Origin of the sequence: Pseudomonas sp. AK181 (assembly GCF_051122975.1) — a bacterium.
Taxonomy (GTDB): Bacteria; Pseudomonadota; Gammaproteobacteria; order Pseudomonadales; family Pseudomonadaceae; genus Aquipseudomonas; species Aquipseudomonas lactis.
On record NZ_CP146348.1, the window covers coordinates 1,366,409 to 1,381,696 of the forward strand.

Annotated in this window: 12 protein-coding genes; 8 read left to right on the forward strand and 4 right to left on the reverse strand. The window is 58.0% G+C overall.

The window, feature by feature from the left end:
* Position 1: 1 nt before the first annotated feature.
* Positions 2 to 2,266 (reverse strand): S-type pyocin domain-containing protein, encoded by a 2,265-nt coding sequence (locus V8689_RS06420; RefSeq protein ID WP_056790169.1) that lies wholly within the window; start codon positions 2,264 to 2,266, stop codon positions 2 to 4.
* 531 nt (positions 2,267 to 2,797) lie between these two features.
* Between V8689_RS06420 and prfB the strand changes: the two genes are divergently transcribed.
* From prfB to V8689_RS06455, 7 genes are all read left to right on the forward strand, one after another.
* A protein-coding gene (gene prfB, locus V8689_RS06425; RefSeq protein ID WP_096001736.1) for a peptide chain release factor 2 occupies positions 2,798 to 3,893 on the forward strand; the annotation gives its coding sequence in 2 pieces (ribosomal slippage) (positions 2,798 to 2,869 and positions 2,871 to 3,893; 1,095 coding nt in all).
* A gap of 81 nt (positions 3,894 to 3,974) precedes the next feature.
* Positions 3,975 to 5,477 (forward strand): lysine--tRNA ligase, encoded by a 1,503-nt coding sequence (gene lysS / locus V8689_RS06430; RefSeq protein ID WP_003189082.1) that lies wholly within the window; start codon positions 3,975 to 3,977, stop codon positions 5,475 to 5,477.
* 143 nt (positions 5,478 to 5,620) lie between these two features.
* Positions 5,621 to 6,337, forward strand: a complete 717-nt coding sequence (locus V8689_RS06435) for a TetR/AcrR family transcriptional regulator (protein WP_003189083.1) — start codon at positions 5,621 to 5,623, stop codon at positions 6,335 to 6,337.
* 187 nt (positions 6,338 to 6,524) lie between these two features.
* The gene (locus V8689_RS06440) at positions 6,525 to 7,802 is read left to right on the forward strand and encodes a flavohemoglobin expression-modulating QEGLA motif protein (protein ID WP_014717201.1); all 1,278 of its coding nucleotides are present in this window, start codon (positions 6,525 to 6,527) and stop codon (positions 7,800 to 7,802) included.
* A gap of 153 nt (positions 7,803 to 7,955) precedes the next feature.
* Positions 7,956 to 8,861: an alpha/beta hydrolase gene (locus V8689_RS06445; RefSeq protein WP_056790174.1), complete on the forward strand. Its 906-nt coding sequence runs from the start codon at positions 7,956 to 7,958 to the stop codon at positions 8,859 to 8,861.
* Entirely contained in the window at positions 8,858 to 9,184 is a 327-nt protein-coding gene (locus V8689_RS06450) for a hypothetical protein (RefSeq protein ID WP_003189087.1), read from the forward strand. Before V8689_RS06445 ends, V8689_RS06450 begins: the two co-directional genes overlap by 4 nt.
* Before the next feature lie 120 nt (positions 9,185 to 9,304).
* Positions 9,305 to 9,724 (forward strand): type III secretion protein, encoded by a 420-nt coding sequence (locus V8689_RS06455; protein ID WP_155717293.1) that lies wholly within the window; start codon positions 9,305 to 9,307, stop codon positions 9,722 to 9,724.
* A 550-nt stretch (positions 9,725 to 10,274) separates the two neighbouring features.
* Here the strand turns inward: V8689_RS06455 and V8689_RS06460 are convergent.
* From V8689_RS06460 to V8689_RS06470, 3 genes are all read right to left on the reverse strand, one after another.
* A complete protein-coding gene (locus V8689_RS06460) occupies positions 10,275 to 11,060 on the reverse strand; it encodes an OmpA family protein (RefSeq protein WP_003189093.1) in 786 nt (261 codons plus the stop codon).
* 56 nt (positions 11,061 to 11,116) lie between these two features.
* Positions 11,117 to 11,542 carry a DUF4398 domain-containing protein gene (locus V8689_RS06465; RefSeq protein ID WP_003189094.1) on the reverse strand — a complete coding sequence of 142 codons (426 nt, stop codon included), beginning with the start codon at positions 11,540 to 11,542 and terminating at the stop codon, positions 11,117 to 11,119.
* 283 nt (positions 11,543 to 11,825) lie between these two features.
* Positions 11,826 to 12,170 carry a hypothetical protein gene (locus tag V8689_RS06470; protein WP_056790180.1) on the reverse strand — a complete coding sequence of 115 codons (345 nt, stop codon included), beginning with the start codon at positions 12,168 to 12,170 and terminating at the stop codon, positions 11,826 to 11,828.
* 196 nt (positions 12,171 to 12,366) lie between these two features.
* Here V8689_RS06470 and ppc point away from each other — a divergent pair, with 196 nt between their 5' ends.
* Positions 12,367 to 15,012, forward strand: coding sequence for a phosphoenolpyruvate carboxylase (ppc, locus tag V8689_RS06475; protein ID WP_056790183.1), 2,646 nt, complete (start codon positions 12,367 to 12,369; stop codon positions 15,010 to 15,012).
* Positions 15,013 to 15,288 lie beyond the last annotated feature (276 nt).

The following is a 15,288-nucleotide window of genomic DNA, read 5'->3' on the forward strand; positions in this document are numbered from 1 at the left end:
TTTAGGAACCTCTGTGAATGTCGATATGCTTTTTTGGCGTTAGAATCACGATATTGTCGATGCCGTATACTTCACCGTCAGTAGACACATATTTTTTATGATGAAGCTCAAACCGTATCCGTTTACCCACTGCTTCACTTTTTTTAACAATCGGCGAACGTCCATTTTTCATGGTGGCTAACTCACTAGGTGCAAAATGCTGAGCCAACTCTGAATCTGTAGACACTGCTTTCCAGAAAGCCTCACGAAATGCCTTGAAATTTTTAAACTGCTGGCCTCTCAACTGATCAGCGATTTGCGATGGAATGGGTGCGCCGTCGTCTGTGGTCGCTGCTCCAAGCCAGTTGCCAAACACAGGTTGGCCCATCCCGGTAGCAACTCCCGGATCCTCCCGCCTATCCCTGAACATCACATAGATAGGAGGCAACCCGGAATCTATAGGGAATACGGTTATAAAGTCATCAAAACGTGACTCACGGACTCCTGGAAACGAATCAACTCTGCCAGCAACCGGCGTCACCGTAGCTCCAACGTAAACGGGCGGTTCAGGCTGGTCAACGGGCAGAGTTGTTGAGCTATCCCCGGGGGCAACGATAGGTGTCCAGACCAGCGTCCTGGGTGGGACGTCACTTGTCGTGACGGTGTACACCTTCCGCGCTGGATCGTAGGTCGCGGCAACCACCTTGACCTTGGAAGGCACGCTTGTACCGTCGGCAATGACCACAAACACTTCGGAGCGTCCATCCTCCGCCGTCTTTGAACTCATTCGCACTGGCAGGTCGATTGTGCCATTGAGTGCGGTGGTGAGCGTTGACTCGTTGACGTCTGGCAAAAACGTTGAAACCGGGGTACCGAGTGCGTAACGCTCCGCCAGTTCTCCGTTTGCAAGCTTGGGTGAATAGACCAGAGCTGAAACACCGACAAGTAAGCCGCCTGCCGTGCTTGCGACCAACTCCGTCAATGCGGCCACTGCTGACCGAATGGCAGCTTGCAGCGTGATGGTAATCCCTTCTGCTGTAGCGATAGTCCCGACTGAGGTCATGACTATCGCTTGAGTCGCAGCAGCAGTGCCCGACAGTCGATAGGTATTGGCTACTCGTACCGCTTCAATACGCGCCTGGGCCGTTGCTATCTGCTGCGCACGTTCCGCGAGGTCGCTGATTGCATTGGAGGCGTTGGCAAGAAACCGCGCGGACTCTGACTTCAGCACAAAGTCATGATGGCTGAGCCATCTCACCCCAAGAGCGGTATTCTGCTGCAGATAAATAAGCTGTTTGAGTCCCTCAAGCTCGGGTTTGCTCAGTGGCGGTGTAACCCGTGGGTTGGCTGCGGGATAGTAAATCATCAACCCGTTCCGGTTTATGGCTAACGGTGGGTCAATAGGTTTGATCGCAGCCATCGTTTCTACGATCATTTTTTCCAGCGTGTTTTTGTAAAGCATGAGGGTCTGGTCGGGTGTCAATCCAACGACCGAACCGGCAAGAGAGGCGAGTTCCACCTGCAGGTATTCCGGCAGCAACTGCACCTGAATTTCCAACTCATCTGCAATGACCTTCAGATACTCATTGTGTAAATTTGCCCAGCCAGGATCATGTTCGGCTAAATTGGCCTCCAGCGTTTGCCGGGCCTTTGCCAACCCTGAAAGTTTTTTAGTCAGAATGTCTATGGAGAGCGAGAGAGCCTTGAGTTCTTGTGCGGCCCTCCAGACGCTGTCGTAAAGTGTGTAGGCATCGCCCAGATTGTTTATCGGGTCAGAAGAGGCAAGCGTTTCACGTAGCTTTGTATACGTTAAGTTTTCCATCAGGTAAAAAGGGCTTTGATCATAGAGCCCATAGATGAGTGGCGCAGTACTGGCGTATTTGGATTTTTTCGCGTCGATGATTTCAAATGCGATTTTTTGATCGAGAATGGCTAAGGCTGTCTCTGTGAGTGCCTGTGAAGCTTTCGCGGCTTGCTGTTTCTCTGCGAGTTCGCGTTCAGTGTCAGTAGTGAGCGTTGCGAACCGTGCGCTGTGCTCCGCGTCAATCAAGGATTGATTGTACTTTTGCTCTCCAATGAAATCGGCGGTGGTGCTAGGGAAGTCAAACTGCTTGAAGCGGCTGCGGTCTCCTTCACCTCGACGTGGCCCTTCTTGAAGGCCCCAGCCATCTCCACTTCCTACGTAGCCTCCGCCTTCACCACCCCAATAAGTGTTTCGTCTCCCGGCGGTAATTATCGTCGGCTTGAGTTCTAAAGGTTGTCCTGGCTGCCACCCTTGTTGTGCCATAGAGCCTCTCCATTTTTGTGAGAGTGATCGTTAGAAATTTCTGCGTCCTGAAGAAAAAGCTCAGGCGCTTTGATCAAACTTATTTGAGAGGGAAGAAAGAAAAAACTGATGGCGTTTTGATTTGATTTTATGCGTGTAGGAGTCTTTGTAAGACGGTTCTGAAACTGATGTGTTTATATTCTTGTATGTTTATCACTTGAGTCTTGGGATGATTTGGCTAGAAACCTAATTGTTTGTTTTTATTGGAGTGGGTTGGTTTGTAGTCTTTTAGGCAGGCTCTGATTTGAATTTTCAAATTATTTGTATAAACAGATGAGCGGTCTGGTTTTAGCGAGTAGTAGGTGGGGTTTTCTAACGCGCGGCATCGTCAACCTATAGGAAATGCTGTGATGGTCGCGTGTCTGTCACCGAAGCAAGCGTGACGAGAGGGAAGCGCTGTCTTGGCAGAATCGACCAAGCGGGCTGCCGTTTCCAGCCGTTTGCCGTTATACTCGCCGGCTTTCAAAAGTTCGCCAACGAGTGCTGCCCGCCATGGAAATCAACCCGATCCTTAACACCATCAAGGACCTGTCCGAGCGCTCCGAAACTATTCGGGGGTATCTTTGACTACGATCAAAAGCATGAGCGTCTGACCGAGGTCAATCGCGAGCTTGAAGATCCGAGTGTCTGGAACAAACCTGAATACGCCCAGGAACTGGGGCGCGAGCGCGCTGCGCTGGCACAGATCGTCGATACCCTCGACGAACTGAACACCGGCCTGGGTGATTGCCGCGACCTGCTGGACATGGCCGTCGAAGAAAACGACGAAGGCGCAGTGGGCGATGTCGTCGCCGAGCTGGCCCGTCTCGAGGAAAACCTCGCCAAGCTTGAATTTCGCCGCATGTTCAGCCATGAAATGGACCCGAACAACGCCTACCTGGATATCCAGGCCGGTTCCGGTGGCACCGAGGCCCAGGACTGGGCCAACATCCTGCTGCGCATGTACCTGCGCTGGGCTGACAAGCGCGGTTTCGACGCGACCATCATGGAACTGTCCGCCGGTGAAGTGGCCGGTATCAAGGGCGCGACCGTGCACATCAAGGGCGAATACGCCTTTGGCTGGCTGCGCACCGAGATCGGCGTGCACCGCCTGGTGCGCAAGAGCCCGTTCGACTCCGGCAACCGTCGCCACACCTCATTCTCTGCGGTGTTCGTCTCGCCAGAGATCGACGACAAGGTGGAAATCGAGATCAACCCGGCCGACCTGCGCATCGACACCTACCGTTCCTCCGGTGCCGGTGGTCAGCACGTAAACACCACTGACTCGGCCGTACGTATTACCCACGTACCGACCAACACCGTGGTCAGCTGCCAGAACGAACGTTCCCAGCACGCCAACAAGGACACCGCCATGAAAATGCTGCGGGCCAAGTTGTATGAGCAGGAAATGCAGAAGCGCAACGCCGCTTCCCAGGCGCTGGAAGACACCAAGTCGGATATCGGCTGGGGTCACCAGATCCGTTCGTACGTGCTCGATGCCTCGCGGATCAAGGATCTGCGCACTAACATCGAACGCAGCGACTGCGACAAGGTACTCGACGGCGATATCGACGAATACCTGGAAGCCAGCCTGAAATCCGGCCTCTAAATTATTCTGTAGGAGCGGGCTTGCCCGCGATCCCCAGCCGAAGGCTGGGGAAAACGTACCTGTGATGGAATTTCAAAAGACATGAGCGACCAACAACTCGACCCGCAAGCCCTGCAACAGGAAGAAAACTCCCTGATCGCCCTGCGCAAGGAAAAGCTTGCTGCCGAGCGCGCCAAGGGTAACGCCTTCCCCAACGACTTCCGTCGCGACAACTACTGCGATGCCTTGCAGAAGCAATACGCGGACAAGACCAAGGAAGAACTGGCAGAGGCTGCGATCCCGGTCAAGGTGGCAGGTCGCATCATGCTCAACCGTGGCTCGTTCATGGTGATCCAGGACATGACCGGTCGCATCCAGGTCTACGTCAACCGCAAGACCCTGTCCGAAGAAACCCTGGCCTCGGTGAAAACCTGGGACATGGGCGACATCATCGCAGCCGAAGGCACCCTGGCCCGTTCCGGCAAGGGCGACCTGTACGTCGAGATGACCAACGTGCGCCTGCTGACCAAGTCCCTGCGCCCGCTGCCAGACAAGCACCACGGCCTGACCGACACCGAACAGCGCTATCGCCAGCGTTACGTTGACCTGATCGTCAACGAAGACGTGCGCCAGACCTTCCGCGTGCGCTCGCAAGTCATTGCCCACATCCGCAGCTTCCTGATGCAACGTGACTTCCTGGAAGTGGAAACCCCGATGCTGCAGACCATCCCCGGTGGTGCCGCAGCCAAGCCGTTCGAAACCCACCACAACGCGCTGGACATGGAAATGTTCCTGCGTATCGCGCCGGAGCTGTACCTCAAGCGCCTGGTGGTTGGCGGCTTCGAGAAAGTGTTCGAGATCAACCGCAACTTCCGCAACGAAGGCGTCTCGACCCGTCACAACCCAGAATTCACCATGTTGGAGTTCTACCAGGCCTACGCCGACTACGAAGACAACATGGACCTGACCGAAGAGCTGTTCCGCGAGCTGGCACAGCTGGTCCTGGGCAGCACTGACGTGCCGTACGGCGACAAGGTGTTCCACTTCGGCGAGCCGTTCGTGCGCCTGTCGGTGTTCGACTCGATCCTCAAGTACAACCCCGAGCTGACCGCTGACGACCTCAACGACATCGACAAGGCCCGTGCCATTGCCAAGAAAGCCGGCGCCAAGGTGCTGGGCTTCGAAGGCCTGGGCAAGCTGCAGGTGATGATTTTCGAAGAGCTGGTGGAGCACAAGCTGGAACAGCCGCACTTCATTACCCAGTACCCGTTCGAAGTGTCGCCGCTGGCCCGTCGCAACGACGACAACCCGAACGTCACCGACCGTTTCGAGCTGTTCATCGGTGGCCGCGAAATCGCCAACGCCTATTCCGAGCTTAACGACGCGGAAGACCAGGCCGAGCGTTTCATGGCCCAGGTGGCCGACAAGGACGCCGGTGACGACGAAGCCATGCACTACGATGCCGACTTCGTACGGGCCTTGGAATACGGCATGCCGCCCACTGCCGGTGAAGGCATCGGCATCGACCGTCTGGTGATGTTGTTGACCAACTCGCCGTCGATCCGCGATGTGATCCTGTTCCCGCATATGCGGCCACAAGCGTAACCGTAGCGAAATCCGAAGCCGCCTTTTATAAGGCGGCTTTTTTATGTGGCCTGTTCAAGTGGTGCTCGTCAGTGATCGTTCCCACGCTCTGCGTGGGAATGCACCCTGTGACGCTCCGCGTCACCTCTAAAGGAAGAAGTGTGGTGAACCGCGTAATAGCTCAAGAAGGTGCCGCCGGCATTGCTGCTGCCGTGGCTGAAAGCGTTCAGTACCAGGGCCGCAAGGCCAGTCGGCGGGGCAGCGAGCAACGCCGGCAAGACATTCTCGATGCGGCCATGCGTATCGTCGTGCGCGATGGCGTGCGGGCCGTGCGTCACCGGGCAGTGGCGGCAGAGGCGGGGGTGCCGCTGTCGGCCACCACCTATTACTTCAAAGACATCGACGACCTGCTCACCGATACCTTCGCCCAGTACGTGGAACGCAGCGCCGCGTTCATGGGCAAGCTGTGGGTGCGTAACGAAGGCCTGTTACGCGAGATGGTCGCCTATGGCGACGGCAGCCCGGAGTCGCGCTCGCAACTGGCCGATGACATCGCGCGCCTGACCGCCGACTATGTGCTGCGCCAACTCACCAACCGGCGCGAATACCTGATGGCCGAACAGGCCTTTCGCCAGGAAGCCCTGCTCAACCCACGCCTGGCCGAACTGGTACGTTCCCATCAACAGATCCTGTTGCAGGGCACCGGGCAGTTTTTCCAGGTATTGGGCTCCCGCGAGCCGCAGCAGGATGCCAAGGTGTTGACGGCTATCATCAGTCGGATGGAATATCAGGGCCTGTTGGGCGGCGCAGAGCCTCTGACCGGGGAAGAGATGCTTGAAATCCTCAAGCGCTACATGCACCTGGTATTGGCCTCGGTCTAGCCCTGTGCGCAATCTGCTTTGGGTGGGAGCTGGCTTGCCTGCGATAGCATCACCTTGGTTTTTCTGAAGCACCGAGGTGTCTGTATCGCAGGCAAGCCAGCTCCCACCTCTGATGGGCCTGCTGCTCAGATGTGAAGCCGTGCGCTACCTGCGCGTGGGCCAATAACGTTTAAAGAGGAAGCACCGGGTGGACGATTACCAGCAGACGATACGCACCTTGTCCGATCGCATTGTGCTGGCGCAAACACCGATCCGTGTCCTCGATGCGGTGAAATGGGACGAGAACATTCGCCAGGGATTCCTCAAGGCCAAAGGCAAGGCGATGCCTGCCGTAGACCGTGATTACTACCTGAACCGGCCGCTGTCGTTCGATTCCAGTGCGGTCAAGCTGGAGTTCCAGAACATCGAGCGCGACATCACCCGTCGCCTTGGGCAATTCAGTCCGGTGGGGCAGATCATGCGGCGCATGTGCCGCGAATACCGGATGGTGGTGCGCATGCTTGAAGCGCGCGGCACCGAGGACTTCGGCCTGATTTCCCAGGAGCTGTACGGCGCCGCCTCCGATGCGTTCCACGCCGGCGACCCGACCCTGGCCGACCTTGGCCTGATGCTCTCCGACTACCTGAACAACATCGACGGTCGGGGTGACCTCAAGGACGAAGCCAAGACCCTCACCGCCAAAGATGCGGTCAGCCTGCTGCAAACCCGCCTGAACAAGGTGTTTGGCGAGGCGGAAGAAACCATCCGCGTGTTCGAGTCCGACGGCATCGTCGCCGATGCGGCGGCGGGCGCCGACTACATCAAGATCCGCGCCGACGCGATGTTCAACGACCGCGACGTGCGCGCCCTGGAAGTGCATGAAGGCCTGGTGCATGTGGGCACCACCCTTAACGGCCAGAACCAGCCGATCTGCACGTTCCTGTCCAAGGGCCCGCCGTCGTCCACCGTTACCCAGGAAGGCCTGGCGATCCTGATGGAAATCATCACGTTTGCCTCCTATCCCAGCCGCTTGCGCAAACTCACCAACCGGACACGCGCCATCCATATGGTGGAGGAGGGCGCCGACTTCCTGCAGGTGTTCGAGTTCTTCCGCGAGCAAGGCTTTGAAATGGCCGAAAGCTATGGGAATGCCAGCCGGGTATTCCGTGGTTCGGTGCCCACCGGTCTGCCATTTACCAAGGATTTGTCCTACCTCAAGGGCTTTATCATGGTTTACAACTACATTCAGCTCGCCGTACGCAAAGGCAAGCTGGAACAGGTGCCGCTGCTGTTCTGCGGCAAGACCACCCTTGAAGACATGCGCACCCTGCGCCAATTGGTCGACGAAGGCCTGGTGGTGCCCCCCAAGTATTTGCCCGAGCAGTTTCGCGACATGAACGCGCTGGCGGCCTGGATGTGCTTCTCCAACTTCCTCAACCACTTGAGCCTGGACCGGATCGAGGCGGATTACTCCAATATCCTTTAACTGACGAAACCGAATCAAAATGTGGGAGCTGGCTTGCCTGCGATAGCGGTGAGTCAGCCAGCACTCATTCAACTGATAGACCGCTATCGCAGGCAAGCCAGCTCCCACATTTGATCTCCATGGGTCTTCAGAACTTTCGCGAGGCTTCAACGGATGAGAATCCTCGGCATTTTATGCCTGCTACTCACATTGAACGGTTGCAGCGCCTTGCTGTTCTACCCCGAGCCCGGCCTGCCATTCACCCCGGAAAAAGCCCACCTGCAATACCGCGACGTCACGCTCACCACCGCAGACGGGGTGAAACTGCACGCCTGGTGGCTGCCGGCCAAACCTGGTGTAGCGCTCAAGGGCACCGTCCTGCATTTGCACGGCAACGGCGGTAACCTCGCCTGGCACCTGGGGGGCAGTTGGTGGTTGCCGGAACAGGGCTATCAAGTGCTATTGCTGGACTATCGCGGCTATGGGCTGTCGGAAGGCAAGCCATCGTTGCCGGCGGTCTACCAGGATATCGACGCCGCATTCGGCTGGATCGACAAGGCGCCTGAAACCCAGGGTAAACCGCTGATTATTCTCGGGCAAAGCCTGGGCGGTGCACTGGCGGTGCATTACCTGGCAGCCCACCCGGAGCGTCAAGCCCAACTCAAAGCGTTGGTACTGGACGGCGTGCCAGCCAGTTATCGTGACGTAGGACAATTCGCCTTGAGCACTTCCTGGTTAACCTGGCCGTTGCAGGTGCCGCTGTCGTGGCTGGTGCCCGACGCCGACAGTGCGATCAATGCCATGCCCCGCGTGACCGGCGTGCCCAAGCTGCTGTTCCACAGCCTGGATGATCCCATCGTGCCGGTGGCCAATGGCATCCGCCTGTATCAGGCCGCTCCGCCGCCCAGGGTGTTGCAACTGACCCGTGGCGGCCATGTGCAGACCTTTGCCGACAAAACCTGGCAGACCGTGATGCTGCGTTACCTGGACGACCCACAGCACTTCAACGGCTTGCGCCGCCTGGGCGAAATTCCGAATTACCCTATTCCTAAAGTTGATTCATCAGAGAGCCCGCAATGAGCGAAGAACGCAACATGATCCCGCTGATTCTCACCGGCATCGGCACCATCATCGGTACCGTTGGCTGCCTGTGGTACTACGGCTACCTGCACTTCGCCAAGCCGGAAGATGCGTTGCTGCTCAGCGACTTCACCATGCTCAAGACCGTGCCGGGTGAGGATTACAAGGTCTCCCTGACCCCGGCGGCGCAAGTGGCGCAGTGCGTTGACGGCGTGTTGGTGATGTTTGATACCGAACAGAAAGGCTTGAGCGGCGTGCTGGTGAACAATAAGAAGCAGGCCGTGCGTTGCATGGGCCAGGAAACCCCGCAGTTACAACAGTGAGCCTGGGTTTTTGCGTGGTATGAAACATACCGTTGAGTTTCCCGGTTAGTCGCTCAGGGATCGCCCGAACCTTTATAGGCTGGAACCATCTTCACCCGTGCGCCACAGATGATGGACTGATTGGTCTGGCTGATCAGTCCACTTTATTTATCACTCTGGAGTACGAGTTTTATGGATGGTATTGGCGCAGCATCTTCAGTTGGCGTGAGCAATTCAGGAGGCGCCCAGAGCCCTTCGCAGAGTCTTGATCAGCAAATTCAGCAGCTCAAACAGCTAATTGAAGCTAAACGCGGCGAAGGTTCGCAAGATTCTGGTTCGGGTGGCTCCGGTGGTTCCCAGGGGGCTGGAGGCGCTCAAGGTTCCGGTGGCTCCCAAGGCGCTGGCGGGGATGAGAGTCTCGAAGAGTTGCTTAAAAAACTGCAGAAGCTGCTGGCAGAAAAACAAACGGCCCAAGGTGCACAAGGCGGTGAGGGTGACGCATCGGGCCAAGGCCAAATTCAGACTGGCGGCGCAGAGAGTCAAGGCTCGATCAACTACTGATCGGCATCCCTCCCAGAGCCCGCCTTTTAGCGGCGGTTTTTCATATCAGTGGCCTTACAGACATCATCGACGTGCCAGGACCTCGTAACGAAATTGTTTGGAACCCAATTGCGTCTGATGCCACAAAGGGCAATGTAATTACGCGAAGTGGGGGCGGGAAGGCAGTGATAAGAATTGATGCGATATGCAATATGCTGGCCATGGCCAGGGCGCATCAGGCGTTGGAGCGGGCGGATGCGCAAGAACAGGCGCGTAATCAGTTGGCAGGTTGCTCAACTGATACCTCCCGTCATAACAACAAGATAACGCCGCCAGATGAAGATACTGATCGCAAGATCAAGTTTCCCTAGTCAAAAAAACCACCGTTTCTGGTGGTTTTTTTTCGTTTCAATGTTATCCATCAACAATGGGCGACAGCGCTCGTGAATACCATGGGGGCATGTACAACTCAGCAGCGTCGGATACTTCCATTACTAAAGCTTGAATGCGCTTTCATGAGCGGCAACGAAAAAGCCCCGCCTAAAGGCGGGGCTTTTTACCAGGCTATTGATCAGTTAGCGACGGAAGACCGTGGCTTGACCGGCTGGTTGTCGTTGGAGATGGTCACTTCAACGCGACGGTTCATGGCGCGGCCGGAAACGCTGCCGTTATCGGCAACCGGGTATTCCTTGCCATAACCCTGGGTCACGATGCGCGAGATATCCACGCCTTGCTGAGCCAGTGCACGTTGAACGGAAGCAGCACGACGCTCAGACAGGCTCTGGTTGTACGAATCGGAACCGGTGCTGTCGGTGTAGCCTTCGACGATCACTTTACGGTCCGGGTTGTCGCGCAGGAACTGAGCCAGCTTGGTGATGTTCACCAGGCCGCTGGATTTCAGGTCGGACTTGTTGGTGGCGAACAGCACGTCACCGAACGTCACCAGGGTGCCGCGATCGGTTTGCTTGGCGTTCAAGCTGTTTTGCAGTTGCTTGATTTGCGCATCACGGGCGTCCAGCAGGGCGCGGGCACGTTCGTCACCGGCGTTTTTCAGCTTGGCTTCGGATTCGCGCAGGACGATGGTGTCCTTGGCCACTTCAACGCGCTGATTGGTCAGGTAGGCCAGTTGGTCGACTTTCTTCTCGTCTTCCTTGTCGCGGTAGGCTTTGTCAGCCTTGTCCAGCCAGTCGCTGGCGTCTTTGGTTTCCAGCGCGGCCAGCTTGGTGGCTTGCGGGTTGGTTTGCAGGGACGAGAAATTGGTCCGCGCATTTTCCAGGTTCGCGTTCGGCGGGGTGGAGCAGGCCGCCAAGGCAACGCTCATCGCCAGCAGGGCAGGGATCATCAATTGTTTACGCATAGTCGTGTCGTCCTTTCAATTCGATATCAGGTGCGATGCAGTCAAGAGGCTGCGGCTTACTTCTGCATGATTGCAGCTGGGCGCATGCCTTCTTTACGCAGTTCGTCAACAGCCTTCTGGGAGTCCTTCACAGCCTGTTGAGCCTTGGCAGCCTGGGCTTTACGCTCAGCGACGCGGGCATCCCACTCGGCTTGTTCAGCCAGTTGGCGAGCCTTGTCGTAGTTCTTGTCGTGCATGGCAATCTCAGCTTCTTTGAGCTTGTCCTGGGCCGACTTCATTTCCACCGCCGCGTACTCGGTGCCGCCGGCGCTGACTGCGCTGTTGACGGCCGATTGGGTCACGGCGTACTGCTCGGTTGGAGGGTTGCCGGCGCAGCCAGCCAGAACGAAGCTGGTGCCGATTGCCAGCGCGGCCAATTTGAGCCCGCGCAGATGGTTAAACGAGGATTTGGCAGTGCTGGTGTTCATCGTCTTCAACTCCATTGGATAACTCCTGAAAAACATCAAAATCCATCGGGGCGTATCGATTTCGGGCCCGTCGATAAAGCACATGGCGTCCGTTCAAACGACCGTTCCACACGTGATGGCTACTGGCTGTGACCGGAGGCTTTTTTCAAAAGTTCAGCGGATATGGCGATTTGCCTAAAAAAATATCTGACTGACTGGTCAGTGTTTAAAAAATGGAACTTTCGCGGCGCGCGGCGGTACCTCCGGGCCCTTAAAAGGCCCGGAATACGTGGGTTTAATTGACGTCAATAAATGTTTATCAGTGCTTTTGTTTGTCAGTAACGGCCGACAAATCGTGCAAGTGGCGACGGGATAACGTGAGAAAACGTGGTGTGGGGCCGACGTCTTCATACAGGGGGTCACCCTCTTCATCGGTGGCAATCACCTGCTGGCCCTGGATGTAAGGAAAGCTGGCTTCCAGCTCTTCCAGGGCGGCGCCGATCAGCTCGCCGAGCAGTTCTTCAACGTGGCGCTTGGGGTACATCTCGGCAATGGCCGCCAGCCGGGCAGCGGCTTCTACATCCAGATGAATGGCGTACTCAGTCTTGGTCAGGCGACCCTTGGCGGTTTCTTCCCAATGCTGGGCCAGTTCTCGAATTTTCATGGCTACCTCAATAAAGCCTGCCAGGGCAGGCGGTGATGAGTGACCAGCCGCCTGCGGAATAACGCGGCGACTTACCGTTGAGACTAGCTGTAAGCGCCAAGGTTTAAAGTCGTTTGCGTTCGGCCTTGTCAGAAACCGACGTCGGCGGCACTCTGAACCCCCTGCGCGTCCCGGATTTCTGGCTGGAGATTGGCTGATGAGTGATATCGATGCACGCTTGCGTGAGGATGTTCACCTGCTGGGTGAGCTGTTGGGCAACACCATTCGAGAGCAGTACGGCGAGGCTTTCCTCGATAAGATCGAGCAGATCCGCAAAGGCGCCAAGGCCGACCGTCGCGGAGCCGTTTCAGAGAAAACCGCTGGCGATGAGTTGAGCACCAGCCTCAATCAATTGCAGGAGGACGAGTTGCTGCCGGTGGCCCGAGCCTTCAACCAGTTCCTCAACCTGGCCAACATTGCCGAGCAATATCAGTTGATTCATCGGCGCGATGAATCGCAATCTGCGCCGTTCGAATCCCGGGTCTTGCCAGAATTGCTGGCTCGCCTGCAAAACGAAGGGCACAGCAATGAGTCCCTGGCCCGGCAGTTGACGCGGCTGGACATCGAACTGGTGCTCACCGCCCACCCCACCGAAGTGGCCCGCCGCACGCTGATCCAAAAGTACGACGCCATTGCTGCGCAACTGGCTTTGCAGGATCACCGTGACCTCACCACCGCCGAGCGCGAGCAGATCCGCGAGCGCTTGCAACGCTTGATCGCCGAAGCCTGGCACACCGAAGAAATCCGGCGCGTGCGCCCCACGCCGGTGGATGAAGCCAAATGGGGCTTTGCGGTGATCGAGCATTCGCTGTGGCACGCCATCCCCAATTACCTGCGCAAGGCCGACCAGGCCCTGCACGCCGCCACCGGCCTGCGCCTGCCCTTGGAGGCTGCGCCGATTCGCTTTGCTTCGTGGATGGGCGGCGACCGTGACGGCAACCCGAACGTCACCGCGCCGGTCACTCGCGAAGTGCTGTTGCTGGCGCGCTGGATGGCGGCGGATTTGTATCTGCGCGACATTGATCAGCTGGCTTCCGAGCTGTCGATGCAGCAGGCCAGCCCGGCGTTGCACGCCAAAGTCGGTGACAGCGTCGAACCCTATCGTGCCTTGCTCAAGCAACTGCGTGAACGTCTGCGCGCCACGCGCCAGTGGGCCCACACCTCGTTGACCAGCACCACTCCGGCACCGGCCGACGTGTTGCAGAACAACCGCGACCTGCTCGACCCGCTGCAGCTGTGCTACCAGTCCCTGCACGAATGCGGCATGGGCGTGATCGCCGATGGCCCGTTGCTCGACTGCCTGCGCCGTGCCGTGACGTTCGGCCTGTTCCTGGTGCGCCTGGACGTGCGCCAGGACTCCAGCCGCCACTCGGCGGCCATGACCGAAATCACCGATTACCTGGGCCTGGGGCGTTATGAGGACTGGGATGAGGAGGCGCGTATCAGCTTCCTGACCCAGGAGCTGACCAATCGGCGGCCATTGCTGCCGGGTTACTTCAAACCCTCGGCGGACACTGCCGAGGTATTGAATACCTGCAAGGAAATCGCCGCCGCACCGGCCGCATCACTAGGTTCGTATGTCATTTCCATGGCCGGTGCCGCGTCGGATGTGCTGGCGGTGCAACTGCTGTTGAAGGAGTCGGGCGTACAGCGGCCAATGCGCGTAGTGCCCTTGTTCGAAACCCTGGCCGACCTGGATAACGCAGGGCCAGTGATGGAGCGCCTGCTGCAACTGCCAGGTTACCGCGCGCGCTTGCAGGGCCCGCAGGAAGTGATGATTGGCTACTCGGATTCGGCCAAGGATGCCGGCACCACGGCCGCCGCCTGGGCGCAGTACCGCGCCCAGGAACGCCTGGTGGATATCTGCCGCGAGCAACAGGTGGAGCTGTTGTTGTTTCACGGTCGCGGCGGCACCGTTGGTCGTGGCGGCGGCCCGGCGCACGCGGCCATCCTGTCGCAGCCGCCGGGCTCGGTGGCGGGGCGTTTCCGTACCACTGAACAGGGCGAGATGATTCGCTTCAAATTCGGTCTGCCGGATATCGCCGAGCAGAACCTCAATCTCTACCTGGCTGCGGTACTGGAAGCGACTTTGTTGCCGCCGCCGCCGCCCGAGCCTGCCTGGCGGCATCTGATGGATGAGTTGGCGGCAGACGGTGTCAGCGCTTACCGGGCCGTTGTGCGGGAAAATCCGCAGTTCGTCGAATACTTCCGCCAGTCCACGCCGGAGCAGGAGTTGGGCCGTTTGCCTTTGGGCAGCCGCCCGGCCAAGCGTCGTGCGGGCGGGATTGAAAGCTTGCGCGCCATCCCGTGGATCTTTGGCTGGACCCAGACGCGCCTGATGCTGCCCGCCTGGCTCGGCTGGGAAGCGGCACTGAGCAAGGCGCTGGAGCGTGGCGAAGGTCAATTGCTGGGGCAAATGCGCGAGCAGTGGCCGTTCTTTCGTACGCGCATCGACATGCTGGAGATGGTGCTGGCCAAGGCCGATGCCGATATCGCCCGTCTTTATGATGAGCGCCTGGTGCAGCCGGACCTGCTGGCATTGGGTGCGCACTTACGCGACCTATTGTCGCAGGCGTGCGACGTGGTGCTTGGCCTGACCGGCCAGTCGCAGCTGCTGGCCCATAGCCCCGACACCCTGGAGTTCATCCGTCTGCGCAACACCTACCTGGACCCCTTGCACCTGTTGCAGGCCGAGTTGCTGGCACGTTCGCGCCAGCAGGAGGCTGCCCAAGACAGCCCTCTGGAACAGGCGCTGCTGGTGTCCGTGGCCGGTATCGCGGCTGGTTTGCGCAACACCGGTTGAGGTTTTTTGCGTGTACTCAATGGCTTGCGGATAAACCGCGACGACCGCCCGGAAACGGGCGGTCGTCGTTTGAGGGGGTGGGTTGCGCCCAGGCGCACCCTGGCGCTGACGCATGTGCGGCGCGGGTTTCTCCTACTTTTGGCGGCTTGTATGGTGAGGGCCCGCTGTGTATCTTGATCAGCCTTTGGCCGTTTGATCGGCCTAGAACCACATTTTTACGAGATTGGCCCCACGCGGCGAATCCGAGCGTCATCTCTATAAAAAATTGAGGAGCAC